Source organism: Amycolatopsis acididurans (assembly GCF_012328925.1).
In the GTDB taxonomy this organism is placed as follows: domain Bacteria; phylum Actinomycetota; class Actinomycetes; order Mycobacteriales; family Pseudonocardiaceae; genus Amycolatopsis_E; species Amycolatopsis_E acididurans.
Genome location: NZ_JAAXLS010000007.1, coordinates 17,567 through 39,732, shown reverse-complemented (window position 1 = coordinate 39,732; position 22,166 = coordinate 17,567). Strand labels below are relative to the sequence as shown.

Annotated in this window: 25 protein-coding genes, 1 pseudogene and 1 riboswitch; of the genes and pseudogenes, 15 read left to right on the top strand and 11 right to left on the bottom strand. The window is 70.8% G+C overall.

Features of this window, described 5'->3' with window-relative positions; genetic code table 11:
- Positions 1 to 69 precede the first annotated feature (69 nt).
- The 8 genes from cysD to HFP15_RS13215 all read left to right on the top strand — a co-directional run bounded on the left by cysD (position 70) and on the right by HFP15_RS13215 (position 7,640).
- A complete protein-coding gene (cysD, locus tag HFP15_RS13250) occupies positions 70 to 993 on the top strand; it encodes a sulfate adenylyltransferase subunit CysD (protein ID WP_168515188.1) in 924 nt (307 codons plus the stop codon).
- On the top strand, positions 993 to 2,294 hold the full coding sequence (locus tag HFP15_RS13245) for a sulfate adenylyltransferase subunit 1 (RefSeq protein WP_168515186.1): 1,302 nt from the start codon (positions 993 to 995) through the stop codon (positions 2,292 to 2,294). The genes cysD and HFP15_RS13245 overlap by 1 nt, the downstream gene beginning before the upstream one ends.
- A gap of 23 nt (positions 2,295 to 2,317) precedes the next feature.
- Positions 2,318 to 3,379, top strand: coding sequence for an ABC transporter substrate-binding protein (locus HFP15_RS13240; RefSeq protein WP_312871571.1), 1,062 nt, complete (start codon positions 2,318 to 2,320; stop codon positions 3,377 to 3,379).
- A gap of 31 nt (positions 3,380 to 3,410) precedes the next feature.
- Positions 3,411 to 4,208, top strand: a complete 798-nt coding sequence (locus HFP15_RS13235; protein ID WP_168515184.1) for an ABC transporter ATP-binding protein — start codon at positions 3,411 to 3,413, stop codon at positions 4,206 to 4,208.
- The gene (locus HFP15_RS13230) at positions 4,195 to 5,073 is read left to right on the top strand and encodes an ABC transporter permease (RefSeq protein ID WP_168515182.1); all 879 of its coding nucleotides are present in this window, start codon (positions 4,195 to 4,197) and stop codon (positions 5,071 to 5,073) included. The genes HFP15_RS13235 and HFP15_RS13230 overlap by 14 nt, the downstream gene beginning before the upstream one ends.
- A gap of 2 nt (positions 5,074 to 5,075) precedes the next feature.
- Entirely contained in the window at positions 5,076 to 5,771 is a 696-nt protein-coding gene (locus tag HFP15_RS13225) for a sirohydrochlorin chelatase (protein WP_168515180.1), read from the top strand.
- A gap of 18 nt (positions 5,772 to 5,789) precedes the next feature.
- Positions 5,790 to 6,659, top strand: a complete 870-nt coding sequence (locus tag HFP15_RS13220; protein WP_168515178.1) for a TIGR03854 family LLM class F420-dependent oxidoreductase — start codon at positions 5,790 to 5,792, stop codon at positions 6,657 to 6,659.
- Between the two features lie 207 nt (positions 6,660 to 6,866).
- A complete protein-coding gene (locus HFP15_RS13215; RefSeq protein WP_168515176.1) occupies positions 6,867 to 7,640 on the top strand; it encodes an enoyl-CoA hydratase family protein in 774 nt (257 codons plus the stop codon).
- A 2-nt stretch (positions 7,641 to 7,642) separates the two neighbouring features.
- Here the strand turns inward: HFP15_RS13215 and HFP15_RS13210 are convergent, their stop codons facing one another.
- The 3 genes from HFP15_RS13210 to HFP15_RS13200 are packed head-to-tail and all read right to left on the bottom strand — an operon-like array spanning position 7,643 to position 8,610.
- Entirely contained in the window at positions 7,643 to 8,002 is a 360-nt protein-coding gene (locus HFP15_RS13210) for a barstar family protein (RefSeq protein WP_168515174.1), read from the bottom strand.
- 13 nt (positions 8,003 to 8,015) lie between these two features.
- Complete coding sequence (locus HFP15_RS13205) at positions 8,016 to 8,399, bottom strand: guanyl-specific ribonuclease (RefSeq protein WP_168515172.1); 384 nt, start codon at positions 8,397 to 8,399, stop codon at positions 8,016 to 8,018.
- 10 nt (positions 8,400 to 8,409) lie between these two features.
- Positions 8,410 to 8,610, bottom strand: coding sequence for a hypothetical protein (locus HFP15_RS13200; protein WP_168515170.1), 201 nt, complete (start codon positions 8,608 to 8,610; stop codon positions 8,410 to 8,412).
- Between the two features lie 43 nt (positions 8,611 to 8,653).
- On the opposite strand from HFP15_RS13200, the gene HFP15_RS13195 reads away from it, so the two are divergent.
- Together HFP15_RS13195 and HFP15_RS13190 are read left to right on the top strand one after the other, a co-directional pair.
- Positions 8,654 to 9,619 (top strand): zinc-binding dehydrogenase, encoded by a 966-nt coding sequence (locus HFP15_RS13195; protein ID WP_168515168.1) that lies wholly within the window; start codon positions 8,654 to 8,656, stop codon positions 9,617 to 9,619.
- A 112-nt stretch (positions 9,620 to 9,731) separates the two neighbouring features.
- The gene (locus HFP15_RS13190; RefSeq protein ID WP_168515166.1) at positions 9,732 to 10,697 is read left to right on the top strand and encodes an alpha/beta fold hydrolase; all 966 of its coding nucleotides are present in this window, start codon (positions 9,732 to 9,734) and stop codon (positions 10,695 to 10,697) included.
- 44 nt (positions 10,698 to 10,741) lie between these two features.
- Here the strand turns inward: HFP15_RS13190 and HFP15_RS13185 are convergent, their stop codons facing one another.
- The 4 genes from HFP15_RS13185 to HFP15_RS13170 are packed head-to-tail and all read right to left on the bottom strand — an operon-like array spanning position 10,742 to position 12,967.
- The gene (locus HFP15_RS13185) at positions 10,742 to 11,365 is read right to left on the bottom strand and encodes a glycine-rich domain-containing protein (protein ID WP_168515164.1); all 624 of its coding nucleotides are present in this window, start codon (positions 11,363 to 11,365) and stop codon (positions 10,742 to 10,744) included.
- A 47-nt stretch (positions 11,366 to 11,412) separates the two neighbouring features.
- Entirely contained in the window at positions 11,413 to 12,468 is a 1,056-nt protein-coding gene (locus tag HFP15_RS13180; RefSeq protein ID WP_168515162.1) for an NAD(P)H-dependent flavin oxidoreductase, read from the bottom strand.
- A gap of 9 nt (positions 12,469 to 12,477) precedes the next feature.
- Entirely contained in the window at positions 12,478 to 12,762 is a 285-nt protein-coding gene (locus tag HFP15_RS13175; RefSeq protein WP_168515160.1) for a hypothetical protein, read from the bottom strand.
- 7 nt (positions 12,763 to 12,769) lie between these two features.
- Positions 12,770 to 12,967 (bottom strand): TetR/AcrR family transcriptional regulator, encoded by a 198-nt coding sequence (locus HFP15_RS13170; protein WP_168515158.1) that lies wholly within the window; start codon positions 12,965 to 12,967, stop codon positions 12,770 to 12,772.
- Positions 12,968 to 12,981: 14 nt separating this feature from the next.
- On the opposite strand from HFP15_RS13170, the pseudogene HFP15_RS42735 reads away from it, so the two are divergent.
- Both HFP15_RS42735 and HFP15_RS13160 read left to right on the top strand, forming a co-directional pair.
- Positions 12,982 to 13,362 (top strand): annotated as a pseudogene (locus HFP15_RS42735) (ATP-binding cassette domain-containing protein); the annotation flags it as partial.
- Between the two features lie 211 nt (positions 13,363 to 13,573).
- Positions 13,574 to 14,014, top strand: a complete 441-nt coding sequence (locus HFP15_RS13160) for a pyridoxamine 5'-phosphate oxidase family protein (protein ID WP_168515154.1) — start codon at positions 13,574 to 13,576, stop codon at positions 14,012 to 14,014.
- A gap of 70 nt (positions 14,015 to 14,084) precedes the next feature.
- Here HFP15_RS13160 and lepA read toward each other — a convergent pair whose 3' ends face one another.
- Positions 14,085 to 15,938: a translation elongation factor 4 gene (lepA, locus tag HFP15_RS13155; protein WP_168515152.1), complete on the bottom strand. Its 1,854-nt coding sequence runs from the start codon at positions 15,936 to 15,938 to the stop codon at positions 14,085 to 14,087.
- 114 nt (positions 15,939 to 16,052) lie between these two features.
- Here lepA and HFP15_RS13150 point away from each other — a divergent pair, with 114 nt between their 5' ends.
- Positions 16,053 to 16,628, top strand: a complete 576-nt coding sequence (locus HFP15_RS13150; RefSeq protein ID WP_168515150.1) for a class I SAM-dependent methyltransferase — start codon at positions 16,053 to 16,055, stop codon at positions 16,626 to 16,628.
- A 6-nt stretch (positions 16,629 to 16,634) separates the two neighbouring features.
- Here HFP15_RS13150 and HFP15_RS13145 read toward each other — a convergent pair whose 3' ends face one another.
- Both HFP15_RS13145 and HFP15_RS13140 read right to left on the bottom strand, forming a co-directional pair.
- Positions 16,635 to 17,015: a VOC family protein gene (locus HFP15_RS13145; RefSeq protein ID WP_168515148.1), complete on the bottom strand. Its 381-nt coding sequence runs from the start codon at positions 17,013 to 17,015 to the stop codon at positions 16,635 to 16,637.
- Positions 17,016 to 17,037: 22 nt separating this feature from the next.
- A complete protein-coding gene (locus HFP15_RS13140; RefSeq protein WP_168515146.1) occupies positions 17,038 to 17,889 on the bottom strand; it encodes an EamA family transporter in 852 nt (283 codons plus the stop codon).
- Between the two features lie 306 nt (positions 17,890 to 18,195).
- On the opposite strand from HFP15_RS13140, the gene rpsT reads away from it, so the two are divergent.
- Positions 18,196 to 18,456, top strand: a complete 261-nt coding sequence (gene rpsT, locus HFP15_RS42730) for a 30S ribosomal protein S20 (protein ID WP_168515144.1) — start codon at positions 18,196 to 18,198, stop codon at positions 18,454 to 18,456.
- Positions 18,457 to 19,257: 801 nt separating this feature from the next.
- On the opposite strand, the gene holA is transcribed toward rpsT, so the two are convergent.
- Positions 19,258 to 20,238, bottom strand: coding sequence for a DNA polymerase III subunit delta (holA, locus tag HFP15_RS13130; protein WP_168515142.1), 981 nt, complete (start codon positions 20,236 to 20,238; stop codon positions 19,258 to 19,260).
- Between the two features lie 111 nt (positions 20,239 to 20,349).
- Positions 20,350 to 20,482, top strand: a riboswitch (SAM riboswitch).
- Positions 20,483 to 20,495: 13 nt separating this feature from the next.
- Between holA and thrC the strand changes: the two genes are divergently transcribed.
- A complete protein-coding gene (thrC, locus tag HFP15_RS13125; RefSeq protein ID WP_168515140.1) occupies positions 20,496 to 21,749 on the top strand; it encodes a threonine synthase in 1,254 nt (417 codons plus the stop codon).
- The last annotated feature ends 417 nt before the right edge of the window (positions 21,750 to 22,166 follow it).

Here is a 22,166-nt window from a genome sequence, read left to right as displayed (position 1 = left end):
TAGCGAGGAACCGCCTGAGAACCCGCGGCGGCGCGGGTTGCTCGCTCCGCTGGCTGGAAGGACGAACGAATGACGACACTCGAAGCCCCCGCGACCGACGCGGCCACCGACAACCTCGCGGCGCTGGAGTCCGAGGCCATCCACATTTTCCGTGAGGTGGCCGGGGAGTTCGACCGCCCGGTGATCCTGTTCTCCGGCGGCAAGGACTCCACGCTGCTGCTGCACCTCGCGATCAAGGCCTTCTGGCCGGCCCCGGTGCCGTTCCCGCTGCTGCATGTGGACACCGGGCACAACTTCGACGAGGTGATCGCCTTCCGCGACCACGTCGTGGAGAAGTACGGGCTGCGGCTGATCGTGGCGAGCGTGCAGGACTGGATCGACGACGGCCGCCTCACCGAGCGCCCCGACGGCACCCGCAACCCGCTGCAGACCCAGCCGCTTTTGGGCGCCATCAACGACAACAAGTTCGACGCCGTGTTCGGCGGTGGCCGCCGCGACGAGGAACGCGCCCGCGCGAAGGAACGCATCTTCAGCCTGCGCAACGCCTTCGGGCAGTGGGACCCGCGCCGCCAGCGTCCCGAATTGTGGAACCTCTACAACGGACGGCACCGTCCGGGGGAACATGTGCGCGTGTTCCCGCTCTCCAACTGGACCGAAGCCGATGTGTGGAACTACATCGCGCGCGAGAAGGTGGAGCTGCCCTCGATCTACTACGCGCACGAGCGCAAGGTCTACCGGCGCGACGGCATGTGGCTCACCGAGGGCCCCTGGGGCGGTCCCCGCGACTCCGAAGAGGTCCAGGAGCTGTCCGTGCGCTACCGCACGGTCGGCGACGGGTCCTGCACCGGCGCGGTCGAGTCGACGGCGACCACGGTCGAGGAGGTCATCGCGGAGGTCATGGCGAGCCGCCTGACCGAGCGCGGCGCGACGCGCGCCGACGACCGGCTTTCCGAGGCCGCCATGGAAGACCGCAAGCGGGAGGGCTACTTCTGATGTCGAGTTTGCTGAGGCTGGCTACCGCGGGCAGCGTGGACGACGGAAAGTCCACGCTCGTCGGTCGCCTGCTGTATGACACCAAGTCGGTGCTGGCCGACCAGCTCGACGCGGTCACCCGCGCGAGCGTGGACCGCGGACTGTCCACTCCGGACCTTTCGCTGCTGGTGGACGGGCTGCGCTCGGAACGCGAGCAGGGCATCACGATCGACGTGGCCTACCGCTACTTCGCCACCCCCAAGCGCTCCTTCGTGCTCGCCGACACCCCCGGCCACGTGCAGTACACCCGCAACACGGTCACCGGCGCCTCGACCGCACAGCTGGCCGTGCTGCTGGTGGACGCGCGCAAGGGCGTGATCGAGCAGACCCGCCGCCACGCCGCGGTGCTCGCGCTGCTGGGCGTGCCGCGGCTGGTGCTCGCGGTCAACAAGATCGACCTCGTCGACTACGACGAGGAGACCTTCCGCGTCATCGCCAAGGAGTTCACCGACCACGCCACCTCGCTGGGCTATCCGGCGGGCTCGGTGCTGTCGATCCCGGTGTCGGCGCTGGTGGGCGACAACGTGGTGGACCGCTCGGAGCGCACTCCGTGGTACGACGGCGAAACGCTGCTGGAGCACCTGGAGAACGTGCCCGTCGCGCCGGACCCGCACGACGCGCCGTTCCGGTTCCCGGTGCAGTACGTGATCCGCCCGCGCACGCCCGAACACCCCGACTACCGGGGCTACGCGGGCCAGGTCGCGGCCGGCACTGTCCGCCCCGGCGACGAGATCGTGGTCCTCCCTGCCGGGTTGCGCACCACGGTCGAGCGCATCGACACGGCCGACGGTTCGCTCGACGAGGCGGCCGCGGGCCGCTCGGTGACGCTGGTGCTCGCGCACGAGCTCGACATCTCGCGCGGTGACGTGATCGCCGCTGCGACCGAGGCGCCGGTCGCCACCGACCAGATCGACGCGACCCTGGCCTGGTTGTCGGAGAAGCCGCTCCAGCCGGGTGCGCGCGTGCTTATCAAGCACGGCGCCCGGACGGTACAGGCGTTCGTCGAGGAGCTGTCCTCGCGCTTCGACGAACAGAAACTGTCCAGTGTGGACAACCCGGAGACGTTGCAGCTGAACGAGATCGGCCGCGCCAAGGTCCGCACCGCGGAACCGCTGCCGGTCGACGACTACGCGGTCAGCAGGCGCAACGGCGCCTTCCTGGTGATCGATCCCGCCGACGGCACCACGCTGGCGGCCGGCCTGGTCGGCGCCCCGCTTCCCGTTCTGCGCGACGAACGAGACGTCGTCTCCCCCGGTCCCTGATCCCCGAACAGAAAGGCCCGCCCGTGAGAATCCGACGCGGCACCCGCGCAGTGGCGCTGACCTTGTCGTTGCTGGCAGTCGTGACCGGATGTTCCCGGGCGGACCGTGGCAGCGACACGGCTGCGGCCGCCAACCAGGGGCCCGCCACCGAGGTGCGGCTGGGGTACTTCCCCAACGTCACCCACGCGTCGGCGCTGATCGGGCTCGACAAGGGCTACTACCAGCAGCAGGTCGGCACCGGCACCAAGCTGATTCCGACCAAGTTCAACGCGGGCCCCGACGAGGTGTCAGCACTGCTGGGCGGCTCGCTGGACATCGGCTTCATCGGCTCGGGCCCTGCGATCAACGCCTTCGCCAAGTCCGACGGCGAGACCGTGCGGCTGATCTCCGGCGCCACCTCCGGTGGTGCGCAACTCGTGGTGCAGCCGGAGATCGGCACCGCGCAGGACCTGCAGGGCAAGGTCGTCGCCGACCCGCAGGCCGGCAACACGCAGGACGTCGCGCTCAAGAAGTGGATCTCGGACCAGAAGCTGTCCGGCGTCAACGTGCAGAACTCGGACAACGCGGTGACGCTGACGCAGTTCAAGCAGAAGGCCGTCGCGGGCGCGTGGCTGCCCGAGCCGTGGTCTTCGCGGGCCGTCACCGAAGCGGGCGCGAAAGTGCTCGTGGACGAGAAGTCCCTGTGGCCGGAGGGCAAGTTCCCGACCACCGTGGTCATCGTGCGGACCCAGTTCCTGCAGGAGCATCCGCAGACCGTGCAAGCCATCCTGAAGGGCCTGCTGGACTCCGACAATCTCGCCGCGTTCGATCCGGCCGAGGCGAAGGCGGCGGTCAACCGGCAGCTGAAGTCGCTGACCGGTTCGGAGCTGGCGCAGCCGGTGCTGGACCGCGCGTTCGCCAACATCGAGCTGACCACCGACCCGCTCGCATCCCGGTTCCCGCAGCTGGCGAGCGACCAGGTCACCGCGGGCATCGCGAAGAGCGCGCCCAAGCTCAACGGCTTTTTCGACCTCTCCGCGCTCAACACCGTGCTCGCGCAGGCAGGCAAGCCGGTCGTGAGCGCCGCGGGACTTGACCAGAAGTGACCCGATCTCACCAGGAAGGCAGGCGAAACCGATGACCGCCACGCTGGAGAACCCGACCGCGAAGCCCGCGACCGAGCACGCGGTCCGGCTGGCCGGTGTGCACAAGAGCTTCGGCCAGGGCCAGCGATCCGTCGTCGCACTCGCCGGTCTCGACCTCGACGTCGCGCCGGGCGAGTTCGTCTGCCTGCTGGGTGCCTCCGGCTGCGGCAAGAGCACGGTGCTCAACCTGATCGCCGGGCTGGACAAGCCGACCGCGGGCGAGATCGAGCTGAACAGCTCGCGCCCGGCCGTGATGTTCCAGGAGGCCGCGCTGATGCCGTGGCTGACCGCGGCCGCGAACGTCGAGCTGCCGCTCAAGCTCGCGGGCGTGTCGCGTTCGGCGCGCAAGACACGCACCGGGGAGCTGCTCGAACTGGTGCGGCTCGGCGGTGTCGGCAACAAGCGGCCGCACGAGCTCTCCGGCGGTATGCGGCAGCGGGTCGCGCTGGCCCGCGCGCTGGCGTCGGCGCTGCACACCTCCGGCGAGTCCGCGTCGCGGCCGTCGCTGCTGCTGATGGACGAGCCGTTCTCCGCGCTCGACGCGATCACCCGCGACGTGCTGCAGGCCGAGCTGATCCGGGTATGGCGCTCCACCGGCGCCGCCGTGGTGTTCGTGACCCATGACGTGCGCGAGGCCGTGCGGCTGGGCGAGCGGGTCGTGCTGCTGTCCTCGCGTCCCGGTCGCGTCGTGCAGGAGTGGCAGGTGGGCGAGGGAGCCGACGAGGTGGCGCTCGTCGACACGATCAACCACCGTCTCCGCGAGGTGATCTCCAGTCATGCCGCAGCTTGACGACGTCGACGCCGCGGCCGTCGAGCGCGGACTGGACGCGCTCGACACCCCGCCCACTCCCGAGCAGGGTGGGAGCCGCGTGCGCCGGATCCTCAAGGCCGTGGTGCCGCCCGTGGCGTTCCTGGTCCTGGTCGTCGCCGTGTGGCAGGCGCTGTGGGCCGCGGCGTTCTGGCCCGAGTACCAGCTGCCCGCCCCGCTGGCGGTGTGGGACGAGCTGTGGTCGCGCGTCACCGACGGCGAGGCGATCGGGTTCATCTGGACCTCGGTGCACCGCGCGGTGTTCGGCTTCCTCGTCGCGATCGTGATCGCGACCCCGCTGGGCCTGCTGGTGGCGAAGGTGCGCCTGGTGCGCTCCGCGATCGGGCCGTTCTTGTCCGGGCTGCAGAGCCTGCCGTCGGTGGCGTGGGTGCCGGCGGCGGTGCTGTGGTTCGGGGTCACGCCGACGACGATGTACGCGGTACTGCTGCTGGGCAGTGTGCCCTCGATCGCGAACGGGCTGGTCGCCGGAATCGACCAGATCCCGCCGATCCTGCCGCGCGTGGGCAAGGTGCTGGGCGCGGGCCGGATCGCGGCGTCGCGGCACATCCTGCTGCCCGCGGCGCTGCCGGGATATCTGGCCGGGCTCAAGCAGGGCTGGGCGTTCTCGTGGCGTTCGCTGATGGCCGCCGAGATCATCGCGACCTCGCCGTTGCTGGGCAAGGGACTCGGTGCCTACCTCGACGACGGGCGCACGCTGTCGCAGATGGAGACCGTGCTGGCCGCGATCGTCCTGATCCTGCTCGTCGGGGTCGGCATCGAGCTGCTGGTGTTCCGGCCGATCGAGCGGGCGGTGCTGCGGGCACGCGGGCTGAGCGGGGCGCTGTAGGCGTGCGCGCGCCGCTCGTGGTGGCCGCACACGGCAGCCGGGACCCCCGCTCCGCCGCGACGGTCCGCGCGCTGTGCGCGGACCTCGGCGCACATGTGTCCTTTTTGGACCTGTCCGAGCCGCTGCTGACCGACGTGCTGCGGTCGCTGGCCGCCGCCGGGCACTCCGAGGCCGTGGTGGTGCCGCTGCTGCTGGGAAGCGCCTACCACGCCAAGGTCGATCTGCCCGCGCTCGTGCGCACGGCGCCGCTGCGCGTCTCTGTCGCGGACGTGCTCGGGGTCGACCCGGTGCTGGAGAACGTCGCACTGGACCGTCTTTCCGAGGCCGGCGCCGATCCCGCCGACCCGTCACTGGGCGTGGTGCTGGCGGGGGTCGGCTCGTCACACGCACCGGCGAACCGGGCCGTGATCGACCTCGCCCGCCGGTGGCACGCACGGCACCGGATGCTGGTCGCGCCCGCCTTCGCGACGGCGCGGCCGGACGTACCCTCGGCGATCGCGAAGCTGCGGACCCGCGGTGCGCGGCGGTTCGCGGTGGCGTCCTGGTTTCTCGCGCCGGGCCTGCTGCCGGACCGGATCGCCGCGTCGGCGCGGGAGGCCGAACCGGACGTCATGATGACCGCGCCGCTGGCCCCCGACCCGCGCATCGGCGGGCTGATTCTCCGGCGCTACGGCCGGACGCTTCCCGCGGCGGCCTGAATCCGTATCGTGGAGCGTATGAAAATCCGGATCGGGGTCGGGCTGGGAGCGGAGACCGATCCGACGGATCTCCCCTACATCGTGGACCGGCTGGAGAAGGCCGGAATCGACTCGGTATGGCTGTCGGAGCACGTGTACTCCACCGCCGTCGACCCGTTCATCGGGATGGCGCACGCGCTCGCGCGCACGACGACGCTGAAGGCGGGCACATCGGTGGCGGTGTTGCCGGGGCGGCACCCCGTGCTGGTCGCCAAGCAGCTCGCGTCGCTGGCCGCGCTCGCGCCGAAGCGGGTGCTGCCGGTGTTCGGCCTGCGTCCGGCGCGGCGCTCGGAGTGGAACGTCTTCGCCGTCCCGGAGGGCAGACGCGCCGCGGTGTTCGACGAGTCGCTGGCACTGCTGCGGGCCGTGCTGCGCGGCGAGAGCGACTTCGCCGGGGAGTTCTTCGAGATCTCCGGCGCGCAGGTCGGATCGGCGCGGCTGGACATCTGGCTCGGCGGCGCGGCCCCGGCGGCACTGCGGCGGGTCGGCCGGTACGCCGACGGGTGGCTGGGCAGCTTCCTGCCCGCGACGGACGCCCTGCGGGCCCGCGAGACCATCGAGGCCGCGGCGGCGGAGGCCGGGCGCGAGATCGAACCCGACCACTATGGGCTCAGCGTGCTGCTCGCCGAGGGCGGCCTGACCCCGGACCTGATCGCGACGGCCCGCTCGCGCCATCCCGGCGCCGACCCGGCGGAGATCATCGCCACCAGCTGGTCCGAGCTGCACCGGCTGCTGGACGGCTACCTGGCGGCGGGCCTGACGAAGTTCGTCGTGTACAACCGCGGCCCCGCACCGAGGGACGAGTTCCTCGACCGCTTCGCCGAGGAACTGCTGCCCCGCCAGAACTGACGCGGACGGTCGCGGTTCGAGATGGCCGAATCTCGCCGTGGTCGAGAAGAAAGCTCTCGAGCGCGTCCGCGACGGTGCCGACATGGATGCTCCCGCGGTCACCCGTACCTGCCTGGACCTCACCCGCCAGACCCACTGAATCCTCCACAGTGGACGCTGTGGGAGCAGTCACAGCGGGCCCGCCCGCGCCGGGATACGCTGCCAGCCATGTCCGACGAACTGGTGCACTACTCAGTGGCGAGTGGTACCGCGACCATCACGCTCGACTCGCCACACAACCGCAACGCGCTGTCCGCCCAGCTCCGCCGCGAGCTGCGCGCGAGCCTGGCCAAGGCGCGGCACGACGAGACCGTGCGGGTCATCGTGCTCACCCACACCGGCAAGGTGTTCTGCGCCGGAATGGACCTCAAGGAGGCGCGCGGCGCGGGAGCGGGCGATCAGGGCGTCAACGAGTTCCCCGAGATCCTCGAGCAGCTGTGGAACAGCCCGAAGCCGGTGGTCGCGAAGCTGCACGGGCCCGCTCGCGCGGGCGGCGTCGGCATGGTCGCCGCGTGTGACATCGCGGTCGCCGTCCCGGAGGCCACGTTCGCCTTCTCCGAGGTGCGCATCGGCGTGGTCCCCGCGCTCATCTCCCTCGTCGTGCTGCCGCGCATCACCGCGCGCGCCGCGCAGGAGCTGTTCCTCACCGGCGAGGTGTTCGACGCCGAGCGCGCCGCCCAGATCGGCCTGATCTCCTCCGTCGCGCCCGCCGAGAAGCTCGACGACGAGGTCGCCCGCTACACGAATGCGATCGCCCTCGGCGGCCCGAACGCGCTGGCCGCGACGAAGGAACTGCTGGCCAGCCCGCGGCACGCCACGCCCTCCGCCGGTTTCAAGGCGATGAACGCACTGTCCGCACGGTTCTTCGCGAGCGAGGAAGGCCAGGAGGGCATCACGGCGTTCGGCCAGAAGCGCAAGCCCAGCTGGGTTCCCGCGGACTGACCTCAGTCGTCGCTGAACGCGACCGTCAGGCGGCGGCTGTCGGCCCGGTCGCCGCCCGGCGCGAGCGCCCGCTCGGCGTCGGAGAGCACGCCGCGGATCGCGAGGTAGGCCTTCGGGTCGGCCGCGCGCAGCTCGTCCGAGCCGCTCCAGATCAGCACGTGCTCGCCGCTGGGCAACCAGGACAGGTCGGTGAGGCAGTCGTAGAGGGCGTCGAGGTTGCGCCCGAACCAGGCGGGAAACGCCAGCGCCTCGGCGATGGCGTCCATAGTGGACAGCTTGTCCACCGGATGGCCCGCCATCACGTGCCAGTGGGCGCCGCGGGCACGCGCCTCGGCGATGGCCTTCGCACTCGTGTGTTCCATGGCTTTCAACTTGCTACTTGGTGGGGTCGACGACGACGAAAGACGCGTAATGGTCACCGGTGTAGTAGAGCTCTCGTGACGTGCCGGTTATCAACCGCCGTGCTCCCCGGTCCTTGCTGCCCGGCGTGGGCACCGTGAACTCATGGTAGTAACCGGCCCGCTGCTGCGGCAGCTGCTTCTCGTTGTTGTTGAACGCGCTCCCGTCCTGCGGGTACGGGTACGGGCCACCGCGCTGGATGAGCCGGTACGTCTGGGCCGCTTCCGCGGGCAAGGACGACAGCGGCTTCGTCGCCATGCCGGTGCCGGCGTCGCTGCCGAGATCCTTGACCAGCCAGCCGCCCAGCACGAGCACGATCAGCCCGGCCAGCGCGACGGTGATCCGCCTTCTACTTGACACTCGGGACACCCTAAGACCGGGGCGCAGTGTCCTTGTCACGGGCCGAGCCGAACCACGCCGCGACCCGGTCGACGATGCGGTCGATCAGCCACGCCGCGCCGAGGCACAACGGTCCCAGCACTGCGATGACCAGCGCGAACTGCAGCGGGAACCACAACTGCGCGAGCCAGAGCTCCGCGTTGTCCCACCAGTTGGCCACTCCGTCGAACACACGTCACACAGTACGCGCAGGGCTCGCGCGGTACGTTGCAGGCATGTTCGCCGTGTATGCCCAAGAACCGAACCAGGACAGCCCGCTGGACTCGCTCGTCGTCGGCGAGCGGCCCGATCCGGAGGTGCCGCAGGGTTGGGTGAAGGTCGCTGTCAAGGCCGCCAGCCTCAACATGCACGACATCTGGACGCTGCGCGGCGTCGGGATCAAACCGGACCAGTTCCCGATGATCCTCGGCTGCGACGGCGCCGGGGTCACCGAGGACGGCACCGAGGTCGTGCTGCACTCGGTCGTCAACGCGCCCGGCTGGCAGGGCGACGACACGCTCGACCCGAAGCGCACCCTGCTCACCGAGAAGCACCAGGGCACCTTCGCCGACTACGTCGTCGTGCCCGCCCGCAACGCCGTCCCCAAGCCCGCGAGCATGTCCTTCGCCGAGGCCGCCACGATGGGCACCGCCTGGCTGACCGCCTACCGGATGCTGTTCGTCAAGTCCGGTCTGCGTCCCGGCCAGACGATGCTGGTGCAGGGCGCGTCCGGTGGCGTGTCCACCGCACTCGTCCAGCTCGGACGGGCCGCGGGCATGCGGGTGTGGGTCACCGGCCGCACGGAGCAGAAGCGTGCGCTGGCCGAGCAGCTGGGCGCGCACCAGACCTTCGAGAACGGCGCGCGCCTGCCGGAGCGGGTGGACGCCGTGTTCGAGACCGTCGGCAAGGCCACCTGGTCACACTCGGTGAAATCGCTCAAACCCGGCGGGATCATCGTCGTCTCCGGGTCGACGAGCGGGCCGGACCCAAGCGCGGACCTGCAGCGGGTGTTCTTCCTGCAGCTGCGGATCGCGGGCTCCACGATGGGCACCCGCGACGAGCTGGCGAACCTGCTCGAATACGTGAATCTGGCGGGCATCAAGCCGCAGATCGGCGCCGAGCTGCCGCTGGCCGAAGCCGAGAAGGGATTCCGGGACATGCTCTCCGGCGACACCGCGGGCAAAATCGTTTTCACTCGCTAATCCGCCCGTTCCACCCATGACCTGCTTAAACACTGCTTGAGATCGCGCCGAGACTCGTTTGTGATCAACGGCTTAGCGGCGGAAAGCGAGATTTCCTCGCTAATCTGGGTATATGACCGCAATGCGGCGGGAGAAGCTCGAGCAGCCGGGCTCGTCAACGGCCGATCCGGACCTGATCCGGATCGGCTACCGGAGTTATGCCGGCGTGCGCACGCGCGTCATGGAGGTCGGACCGCGACGGCGTTCGCGCAACAAGACCAGACTCGTCCTGCTGCATGGTTACTGCGACAGCGCCGACACCTGGCGTCCGGTGCTGTCGATGCTCGCCGACGCCGGCATCTCGGCGATCGCGGTCGACCTGCCCGGTTTCGGTGACGCGGACCCGTTGCGGCCGGGCGCGATGCTCCCCCAGCTCGACCTGTTCGTCGACGCCGTCCTCAAAGAACAGACCCGCTACGGCGAGGTCGTACTGGCGGGCAACTCGCTCGGCGGCACGATGAGCCTGCGCGCGGCCTACGAGGGACGGCACCCGATCGCGGGCGTGGTCTCCATCGCCGCCCCGGGTTTCGTCGACACGTGGCTGGTCAGGGCGGTGGGCATGTACCCGCTGCCGCTGCGGCTGGTCGCGTCGCTGCCGCTGCCCGTGCCAGGGTTCGTGGTCCGCCAGATCGCCCAGTACGTCGTGCCCAGGCTGCTCTACGCCGACCACGGCGTGGCCGCGGCCGAGCACGTCGCGCGGTTCACCAGGCTCTTCCCGGACTACCGCTCCACCACGCAGCGGCTGCAGCAGGCGCGTCAGCTGGTCGAGGAGCTGGCGCAGGCCTATGAGGGGCTCGACCGCATCGAGGTTCCGCTGCTGGTCGTCGCGTGCGGCAAGGACAAGCTGGTCAGCGCGGCGTCCGGGCGGCGGCTGCACTCGCTGGTGCCGGACAGCAGGCTCTACCTGCGCGACGACTGGGGCCACTGCCCGCAGCTCGACGACCCCGAGGGCCTGGCCGAGCTGCTGACGCACTTCGCGGCCGGCGCGACCCGTACCCGCAAGAGCGTGCCGGCGAAGATCGACGCCGTGGCGGGCTGACCCGCCGGAACGTTCCCCCGGCGGCGAATTCCGCCGCCGGGGCCTCACCACCAGATCAGCACGTACCCCGTCGCGCCCGGCTTCGCCGCGCCACCACCGGAACCGGTGCCGGCCGGTGGCGCGCTCGGCAGCGCGCCCACCGCGCCACCGCCGTCGCCGTTACCGTTCGCGCCGGGCGCGGTGACCCCGCCGGCCGCGCGGCACTCCCCTGTGCCACCACGGCCCGCCGAGCCGCTGCGCCCGTCCGGCGTGGCGCCGAAGCCGTTCTGCCCGCCGTGCGCGACCGCCAGCGCCGGGGTGCCGTTCTGGCCCAGGCTCGAATCGCCGCCCGACGTGCCGGTGCCGTCATGCTGGCCCGCGACACCGGCCAGCCCACCGGGACCGACCGTCACCAGGTACTCCGTCTGCGGGGTCAACGTCACCGCGCACCACGCGGCTCCCCCGCCGCCGCCGCCCCCGCCGCTGCCGCCGACGTCGGGCGCGTTTCCGGCGCCGCCACCACCGCCCGCGCCCCACAGCGCGACGAACACCGACGACACGCCCGGAGGCGCGACGAACCTGCCGTCCGCGGTGAACGCCTGGATGCCGTGTGCCGGATCGGCGTGCGCCATGGGCGCGGACACGGCAGCGAGCGCGATCGCCGCTGCGGCAACGGTTTTCCGGACCATGATCGGAGCTTGCCAGGTGCGCGGGCGTGCCCGCACCGTATCTCCACCTATGGAGTGATCAGGCGCGACGCGTTCCGCAGGGCCGTACGCGCCTCGTCCTCGATGCGCCGGAAGATGTCGGCGGCCGGTCCCTCGCTCGCGACCGGATAGGCCTGGCCGGCCCACAGGTTGAGTGCCTCGGCGTCGCCCGCCTTGCCCGCCGCCGCGCGCATCGGCCGCGTCAGGTGATGCACCTGTGGGTAGGCCGAGGGCGCGACCGACGAGTTCTCGCTGAGGAACCGGTTCACGATGCCGCGCGCCGGGCGCCCGCTGAAGGCCCGCGTGATCGCCGTCGGACGACCACCTTCGGCCAGTATCCGCCGGTGCGCGGCCTGCGTGCCCGCCTCGTCGGCACGCAGGAACGCGGTACCGAGCTGCGCCGCGACCGCTCCGGCGGTCAGCACGGCCGCGACGTCCGCACCGTGCACGAGCCCGCCCGCCGCGATCAACGGCAGGTCCACCCGCGCGGACACCAGCCGCAGTGCGGCGAGCAGGCCGAGCGTCTGGCCGCCGGCCGGGTCCGCCGGATCGTCGGTGAGCACGCCGCGGTGCCCGCCCGCCTCGAAACCCTGCACGCACAACGCGTCCGCGCCGATCCCGGCCGCCTGCTCGGCCTCGTCCGGATTGGTCACCGTCGCCACGACCCGGCTGCCCACGTCGTGCAGCCTGGCGACGTCCTCCCGCGAGGGAAGCCCGAAGGTGAACGAGACCACCGGAATCCGTTCCGCCACAACGAGATCCAGCTTCGCCGGATAGTTGTCGTCCTCCCACCGCGGTTCGCCGGGCTCGGCTCCGTGGCGCAGCGCCTCCTCCCGCACCCGGCGCACGTATGCCGAGAGGTCCACAGTGGACTGCTCACCCGGCACGAACAGGTTGACGCCGAACTCGCCCCCGGTCAGCCCGCGCGTGCGGGCGATCCGCGCGGCGAGCGTTCCCGGGTCGAGGTAGCCCGCCGACAGAAAGCCCGAGCCGCCCGCCTCGACCACGGCGGCGAGAAGTTCCGGAGTGGTCGGACCGCCCGCCATCGGCGCGACCAGTACGGGGAAACGCAGGTCCGTGAACATGCCCCTCACTCAACCACGAGAGCGGGCATAGGCTTCAAGGCCGTCCATCAACCGGCGCAACCCGAACTCCAGATCCGGGATCTGCCCCTGCGCGGGTTCGCCGTCGAACGCGCCTTCCGCGACCACCCGCGCCAGCGTCGGGAACCGGTCCCGGTCGACGTACTTGCGCAGGATGGTGGCGTACCCGGCCTCGGCCTGTTCGGCGGTGACCCCGGCCTCGCGCCGGGCCTGCCCGATGTCGCCGGTGATCCTCGCGAGCTCACGCACCGCGCCGTCGAGGAACAGAAAAGCCATGATCATTTCAGTCCCCCGAGCCCGGTGCCGGCGGCTCCCCCGCCGCGAGGTCGGCCATCACTTCGATGAGCTGCTCCTTGGCCGGGACGTACCGGTACAGCGACATCGTGGTGTAGCCGAGCGCGGCGGCGACCCGCCGCATCGACACCGCGTCCAGGCCCTCGGCGTCCGCGATCCCGATCGCGACCTCGGCGACCTTCGGCACGCTCAGCGCGGGTCGGCAAGACCACCGCGGTCCGGCTCATGACGACGCTGCTCAGACCGGACGGTGGCGAGGTGAGGATCGCCGGGTACGACGTGGTGCGCGAGGCCGCGCACGTCCGCCGTGCGATCGGCCTGACCGGGCAGCAGGTCGCGCTCGACCCGCTGCTCAGCGGGCGCGAGAACCTGGTCATGATGGGCAGGCTGTTCGGGCTGCGCACCGCCGCGGACCGGCGGCGGGCGGACGAGCTGCTGGCCCGTTTCGATCTGCTCGAGGCCGCCGGCAGGCTGGTCAAGACCTACTCGGGTGGCATGAAGCGGCGGCTCGACCTGCCGATCAGCCTGATCACGGCACCGTCGGTGCTGTTCCTGGACGAACCCTCGGCGAGGCCGCGATCGACACCGGCAGCACCAGCTACATCAACGCGGCAGTTCTGCGAGCACCGGCCGGCGACCGCGGTGGTCGACAGCGTCCGCGCGCTGCTGCTGGGCGGGTCACCCGGCAACACGGCATGGATCGCGCTCGCGTGGTGGGCCGGCATTCTCGCGGTCACCGTGCCGGTGGCCGGTGCGCTGTTCCGCCGCCGCACGAGGGCATAGCGTGATCGGCATGGCTGATCTGAATCTCGTGCGCGAACTCGCCGTCGCCGAACACGGCCTGGCGACCGTCGCCATCGCCAGGCCGGACGGCACGGTGCAGGCGTCGGTGGTCAACGCCGGGCCGATCGACGACCCGGTCAGCGGCAGGCCCAGCGTGGGTTTCGTCGCCCGCGGTGGCACCAGGAAGCTGGAGCTGCTGCGGAGCGGCGGGCACGCGACGATCGTCTTCCGGCGCGGCTGGAACTGGGTGTCGGTGCAGGGCCCGGCGCGGCTGATCGGGCCGGACGACGCCGATCCGGACTTCACCGGCGACCTGCCCACCCTGCTGCGCGACGTGTTCAAAGCGGCGACCGGGACCCACGACGACTGGGACGAGTACGACCGGGTCATGGCCGCCGAACGCCGGTGTTGCGTCTTCGTCGAAGCGGCACGGATCAGCGGGAACGGGTGAGAAGCCGGCCGGCGGCGAGGCGCCCGAGGGGCTCACGCACCGCGAACACGCCTCGCCCTGCCAGAGGGCGCTACTTCTTGCCCTTGCCACCCTTGTCGCTGGGCTCCGAAGTGGACAGTGCGGCGACGAAGGCCTCCTGCGGGACCTCGACCCGGCCGACGGTCTTCATCCGCTTCTTGCCTTCCTTCTGCTTCTCCAGCAGCTTGCGCTTCCGCGAGATGTCACCGCCGTAGCACTTGGCGAGCACGTCCTTGCGGATCGCGCGGATCGTCTCGCGGGCGATGATCCGCGAGCCGACCGCGGCCTGGATCGGCACCTCGAACTGCTGCCGCGGAATGAGTTCCCGTAGCCGGGTGGCCATCTTGTTGCCGTAGGAGAACGCGGCGTCCTTGTGCACGATCGCCGAAAAGGCGTCGACCGGCTCGCCCTGTAGCAGGATGTCCACCTTGACCAGATCCGCGATCTGGTCGCCGGCCTCCTCGTAGTCCAGGGACGCATACCCGCGCGTGCGGGATTTCAGCGAGTCGAAGAAGTCGAAGATGATCTCGGCGAGCGGCAGGTGGTAGCGCAGCTCGACGCGTTCCTCGGACAGGTAGTCCATGCCGAGCAACTGCCCGCGCTTGCTCTGGCACAACTCCATGATCGCACCGATGAACTCCGACGGCGCGATGACGGTGACCTTGGACAGCGGCTCGTGCACCTCGGCGATCTTGAAGCCGGTCGGCCAGTCCGACGGGTTGGTGACCGTGTGCTCGCTGCCGTCCTCCAGCACGACGCGGTACACCACGTTCGGCGCGGTGGAGATCAGGTCGAGGCCGAACTCACGCTCCAACCGGTCCCGCGTGATCTCCAGGTGCAGCAGACCAAGGAAGCCACAACGGAAACCGAAACCGAGCGCCACCGACGTCTCCGGTTCGAAGGTCAGCGCGGCGTCGTTGAGCTGAAGCTTTTCCAGTGCCTCACGCAGTTCCGGGTAGTCCGAACCGTCCACTGGGTACAGTCCCGAGTAGACCATCGGCTTCGGTTCGCGGTAGCCGGTCAGCGGTTCGGTGGCGCCCTTGCGCTCGCTGGTCACGGTGTCGCCGACGCGCGATTGCCGCACGTCCTTCACGCCAGTGATCAGATACCCCACCTCGCCGACGCCGAGCCCCTTGCTGGGCTTGGGCTCGGGCGAGATGATGCCGACCTCCAGCAGCTCGTGCGTGGCGCCGGTGGACATCATCCGGATCCGCTCGCGGGGGGTGATCTTGCCGTCCACGACCCTGATGTAGGTGACCACGCCGCGATAGGTGTCGTACACCGAGTCGAAGATCATCGCCCTGGCCGGCGCGTCGGGCTCGCCCACCGGCGGCGGCACCTGCCGGATCACCTCGTCGAGCAGTTCCTGCACACCCTGGCCGGTCTTGGCCGACACGCGCAGCACATCGCCCGGATCGCAGCCGATGATGTGCGCCAGCTCGGCGGCGTACTTGTCGGGATCGGCCGCGGGCAGGTCGATCTTGTTCAGCACCGGGATGATGTGCAGGTCCTTGTCCAGCGCGAGGTACAGGTTCGCCAGCGTCTGCGCCTCGATGCCCTGCGCCGCGTCGACCAGCAGGATCGCGCCTTCGCACGCCTCCAGCGCCCGCGAGACCTCGTAGGTGAAGTCGACGTGGCCGGGCGTGTCGATCAGGTGCAGCACGTGGTCCTGGTCGTCCAGTTTCCACGGCAGCCGCACGTTCTGTGCCTTGATCGTGATGCCGCGTTCGCGCTCGATGTCCATCCGGTCCAGGTACTGGGCGCGCATGGCCCGTTCCTCGACCACGCCGGTGAGCTGCAGCATCCGGTCGGCCAGGGTGGACTTGCCGTGGTCGATGTGCGCGATGATGCAGAAGTTCCGGATCAGCTCCGGGGGCGTGAACGTGGTGTCGGCGAACGTGCTCACTCGGTTCCTCGATGATCGGCCGCGGGTACGTCCTCCAGTGTCCCATGCCCGGTCGCCGGCGATTTCCGGGTCATCCCCGATGCCGGTTCGCGGTGCGCGTGCTGACCTGGAGCTATGAGTACTGCTTTAGCCCAGGTGCTGGACCGCGCCTTCGGCCATCCACGCGGTTTCCTGGGCAGGATAGGCGCCGCGGTCATGGCATACGGCAATGCCGCTACCGAACGGCGCGTGGTGGAAGTGGCGAGGCTCACGCCCGGCGAGACCGTGCTCGTCGTGGGCCCCGGTCCCGGTGTCGGGCTGGCGGCCGCGGCGGAGAAGGCCGCGCACGTGATCGGCGTGGACCCCTCCGAGGAGATGCTCGCGCTGTGCCGGGCACGCCGCGACGACGTCGTCCTGCGGCAAGGCTCGGCGGAGGCCACCGGCCAGGCCGGCGAGTCGGTGGACGTCGTGGTGTCGGTCAACAACGTGCAGCTGTGGGACGACCGCGCGGCGGGGTTCGCCGAGCTGTACCGCGTGCTGCGCCCGGGCGGGCGGCTCGTGCTGTCCGCGCACCAGAAGTGGCTGCCCGTGCCGCGGCACGCGCTCGCCGCGGAGGTCACCGCGGCCGGTTTCACCGACCTGCAGACCTGGACCTGGGAGCCCCCGGGCTTCGGTGCCACCGCGGCCCAGCTCCGCGCCGTCAGACCGTAGGCGCTGTCAGGGGGCGCGGACGTCCGTGCGCAGGGGATGGTCGGCCGGGATCTCGACGAGCACGATGGGCACGCCGTCCGGGTCGGAGATCCAGGCCTCCCACAGGCCCCACGGTTCCTTGCGCGCTTCGCGGTCCGGGGTCACGCCGTGTGCGGCCAGTTCCTTGAGCGTGGCCTCGAGATCGCGGACCTGCAGCCACAGTTGCAGCGTCGTGTTCGAGCCGGCTCCGCCGTGGCTGGAGACCTCGAGGAAGCCCTGACCGAGGAAGAAGACCGTGCCGCCGGGGAAGGTCCGGTAGATCGCCAGGCCGAGAACGTCGCGGTAGAAGGCGGTCGATTTCTCGGGATCCGTGGGCCGGACCAGGACCCGGCTGCTCAACACCTGCATGAATACTCCCTACCGCAGAGCGTCACGACGCGGCAATCGCGGCAATTCCGGCGAGCACGATGACCGAGCCGGTGATCCGGCGCCCCGGGTTGGCCTCGCCGAGCATGAGCCACGCCGCGATCCCGCCGAGCACGATGCTGACCTCGCGCGCGGGCGCGACAAGGCTCACCGGCGCCATCCGCATCGCGTAGAGGACAAGCAGGTAGGCGACCGGGGACAGCGCCCCGACGAGGACGGTTTCCCGCCAGTGACGGCGCCACAACGGCGTCAGGCCACCCTGACGGAGGGCGATGGGCGCGAGGAACGCGCTCTGCAGCATCGCGCCGGTGGTGAAGTACACGACCGGCGGTACGCCGAGCGCGTTGACCGAGTGCGCGTCCCAGAGGGTGTAGGCGGCGATGGTCGCGCCCGTGAGCAGGCCGTAGAAGACGCCCGCCTTGCGGTCACCGCTGCCGCGGCCGCCGCCGATGAGCAGTACCCCGCCGACGATGAGCAGCGCACCGACGAGGCCGAGAACCCCGGGCCGCTCACCGAGCACCACGACGGCCGCGAGCACCGACAGCAGCGGCCCGCTGCCGCGTGCCAGCGGGTACACGATGGACAGGTCGCCGACGCGGTAGCCGCGTTGCAGGACGATGCCGTAGAGCACATGGAAGACCGCGGTCAGCACGGCGGCCAGCAACCACGTCCACTGTGGACTTTGCGGTTCCACGGCGAGCATCACGGCGGCGAGCGGCAGGCACACCACGGCCGACACGGTGTAGTAGAGGAAGACGAAGCGGGCGCCGCCGCCGTGGACGCGTTTGGCGGCGAGGTTCCAGCCGGCGTGCACGAAGGCGGCGATGAGGACCAGGGACAGGGCTGTGCCGTTCACGGGTGCCTTTCCGGCTTTTCGCGGGCGCGAAAGGCCGAGGCCCTCTAGGCTTTTGTCCGCTCAGGTGTACCGCCGGACCCGGTGCCCGGTGGCCGGTGCCGCTCGGACCAGGCTCGCCACCCCTGGTTGTGCGAGGGGCTGCGGGCGGGGCGGCGACGGAACCCTAGGCACTACGTGGGCCACCATACCGTCACTGGTAGTGTTGTCGACCGTTGCCGTGTGGCATTCCGTAAGGGAGGAAGCCCGGAGATCCGGGGCCACCACGACGCGGCAGCGGACCCGGACAAGACTCGAAGGAGCGCCCGCGTGGCCAACATCAAGTCCCAGATCAAGCGAATCAAGACCAACGAGAAGGCGCGCCAGCGCAACCAGTCGGTCAAGTCCTCGGTGAAGACCGCCATCCGCAAGTTCCGCGAGGCCGCGGAGGCCGGCGACAAGGACAAGGCCGTCGAGCTGCAGCGCGAGGCCGCCAAGAAGCTGGACAAGGCCGCCAGCAAGGGTGTCATCCACCCGAACCAGGCCGCGAACAAGAAGTCGGCGATGGCCAAGCGCGCCAACGCGCTCTGAGCAGTTTCTCTCGAAGTGCCCGCCCGGCGGCCTCACGGCCGAGGGCGGGCATTTTCGCGTCTGGGGTGCTGGGCTGCGGAGGGTTCGGCGGGTTCCACCGTCGGTCGCGCCCTGGGCGCGAGGTCACCGTCGGCGGCGCGAGGTCACCCTGGGCGCGAGCGTCACCGTCGTTGGCGTTGGCGTTGGCGTTGGCGTTGGCGTTGGCGTTGGCCCATTGTCCGGCGTTGCACGAGGTCACCCTGGGCGCGGGCGTCACCGTCAGCACCGCGTCACCCTCGGCGCGGGGCCGTCGGCGCGGCGTGACGCTCGGCGCGGCGTAACGCTCGGCGCGGCGCCAGCCTCGGTGCGGGCGTCACCCTCGGCGCGGGCGTCACCCTCGGAAGCCGCCATCCTCCGCGTGCGGAGACGCTCGCGAACCCACCGCCCGCGCGAAGCCGCCCCCTCGGCGCAACCGTTGGCCTCGCGGAGCCGTCGCCCTCGGTGCAACGTCGCCCTCGCGACACGACGCCACCCTCGCGAAGCCACCACCGTCGGCACAGTGTCACGCTCGCGAAGCCACCGCGTCCGCGGAACCGCCACCTCGCGGAACCACCGCCGACTCGAAGCCGGTCCCCTCGCAGCCGCCCTCTGGAATCCCCGCCCTTTCGCAGCCGCTACCCTCGCGAAACCGTCACCGTCGCGAAACCGCCGCGCTCATGGCGCCGATGCCCTCGCGGAGCCGTCACGGAGCCGTCGCCCTCTCGAAGTCGCCGTCTCTTCTGGGCCGCCGGCCAACCTCCACAGAGCCGCCACCGGGCCCAATCACCGCTTCTCGCGCGCCGCCGCGAGGTCGAGGACCGCGCGTTCCAGTGCATAGGCTGGATCGGCCGCCGCGCCTTTGACCTCGGCATTCACCCGCGCCACGATGCCCATCGCGTCGGCGAGGCCCGCCGCGCCCCAGCCGCGCGACTGCCCCTGCGCCTTGCGGATCTTCCACGGCGGCATGCCCAGCTCCCCCGCCATCTGGTTCGGGTTCCCCCGGCCGGCCGCCGACACGCGCGCGATGGTCCGGACCGCGTCGGCGAGCGCATCCGCGATCAGCACGTGCGGCACGCCGATCTGCTCCGCCCACCGCAACGACTCCAGCGCCGCCGACCGGTCCCCGGACACGGCCTTCTCCGCGACCGCGAAGCCGCTGACATCGGCGCGCCCACGGTGGTATCGGCGAACCGCTTCCTCATCGACCTTGCCGCCCGCGTCCGCGACCAGTTGCGCGGCGGCCGACGCCAGCTCCCGCAGATCCGACCCGACCGCGTCGATCAGCGCGGCCACCGCGGAGGCGTCGATCCGCCCGCCCGCCTGCCGGACCTCGTTGCGCACGAACGCTTCCCGGTCGGCCGGCTTGGTGATCTTGGGGCACTCGGTGATCCGGGCACCCGCTTTGCGCAGCACCGCCGGGAGCGCTTTCGCGGCCTTGCTGCGACCGCCACCGGTGTGCACGACGACCAGGACGACGCCGTCCGCGGGTTGCTTGAGGTAGGACTGCACCGCGTCGGCCAGTTCCTGCGAGATGTCCTGGGCGGCGTCGAGAACGATCACCCGGCCCTCGCTGAACAGCGACGGGCTGACCAATTCGAGCAGCGCGGGCGCTGTGAGTTCCGACACCCGGGTCTTGGTCAGTTCCGCGGCAGGGTCGACGAGGCGTGCGGAGTCCAGCGCGGCCCGCACCGCGCGCTCGACGAGCAGTTCCTCCTCGCCGAGGACGAGGTGCAATGGCGAGGTGGTGGTGGCTGGCGCGGTCACGTGTCGATCCTGCCATGGTGACGAACCCCGCAGGGGCATGGCGGGAGCTGATCGCCATGTCGTATGTTGTTACCAGCGCGTTGCCGTGAGAGGACGCCGACAACTGAATACCGCTCATCCAGAGGGGCAGAGGGAACGGCCCGTTGAAGCCCCGGCAACCGGCGTCAGCCTGTCATCTCGAGTCCGCGAGGTAGCTGACGACCACGGTGCCAATTCCGACCCGCGTCAGTGGGACAGATGAGGAAAGGAACCTCGCGATGACTGCAGCCCTCACCCAGCGTTCCGTCGACCTCGGTCCGGCCGTTGAGCTGGTGTCCAAGGAAGAGGGCCACCGCCAGCCGCTGGCGCCCGAGTTCGTCTCCGCCGAGGATTTCTCGCCGCTGGAGGTCGCCTACGACTTCGGCCGCGTCCGGCGTGAGGACATCGAGTCCGGGCCGCGCAACATCTGGCGCTACAAGAAGCTGCTGCCGGTGCCCTCGAACGTCGAGGAGATCCCGAACACCGAGCCTGGCTGTACCCGGCTGGTGCGTGCGGACCGGCTCGCGAAGGCGCTCGGCCTGAAGCGGGTGTGGGTCAAGGACGACACCGGCAACCCGACCCATTCGTTCAAGGACCGTGTGGTCGCCGTCGCGCTCGCCGCGGCCCGCGAGTTCGGCTTCGACACGCTCGCCTGCCCGTCCACCGGCAACCTCGCCAACGCCGTCGCCGCGGCCGCGGCCAGGGCCGGCTGGCGGTCGGTGGTGCTGATCCCGTCGTCGCTCGAGCGGGCCAAGATCCTCACCACCGCGGTGTACGACGGCAACCTGATCGCGGTCGACGGCAACTACGACGACGTGAACAGGCTCGCCACCCAGCTCGCCGCCGAGCACGAGACCTGGGCGTTCGTGAACGTCAATGTCCGGCCGTACTACTCCGAGGGCTCCAAGACGCTGGCCTTCGAGGTCGCCGAGCAGCTGGGCTGGCGGCTGCCGGAGCAGATCGTGGTGCCGATCGCGTCGGGCTCGCAGCTGACCAAGGTCGACAAGGGCTTCCGGGAGCTCGGCAGCCTGGGCCTGGTGGACGAGACGCCGTACAAGGTCTTCGGTGCGCAGGCCACCGGCTGCTCGCCGGTGTCGACCGCCTTCCGCAACGGTCACGACTTCGTGCAGCCCGTCAAGCCGGACACGATCGCCCGCTCGCTGGCGATCGGCAACCCGGCCGACGGCCCTTACGTGCTGGACACCGTGAACCGCACCGGTGGTGCGATCGAGGACGTCAGCGACGAGGAGGTCGTCGAGGGCATCCGGCTGCTGGCCAGGACCGAGGGCATCTTCACCGAGACCGCGGGCGGCGTGACCGTGGCGACCACGAAGAAACTCATCGAGGCCGGCAAGATCGACCCGGACGCCGAGACCGTCCTGCTCATCACCGGCGACGGCCTGAAGACCCTCGACGCGATCGAGAACCACGTCGGCCCGAAGGCAACGGTTCCGCCGAACGCCGAAGCGGTCCGCAAGGCTCTCGAAGGCTGAGCGCCTTCCTGGGCGCACGGCCCGCGGCCGACCTGGCGGTGGCGCCCACCGCTCGCAGCGGTGGCACCTCCGCGCTCGGACAGCGGCAGCACTGGCGGGTGTCGCTTCGGACGCTCGGCAGTGGACGCTGGGCACTGCCGCGCACGGGCCTGGCAACGGTGGGGATCCCGCGCTCGGAGGCGCGCCCGCGGTGATGGGACCGGCGCGCGTTCACTCACCCGGCCATCGACGCGGCGCGATGCCGCGCGCCGGGTGAGCGACGGCGCGGATGCCGCGCACGGGCCCAGCAAACGTAGCGATGCCGCGCGCCGGCACAGCAACGGTGGGCATGCCGCGCGGGCCCGGCAACGGTAGGCATGCCGCGCCAGCCCAGCAACGGTAGGCATGCAGCGCGCCGGCCGAGCAGCCGTGGCGGTG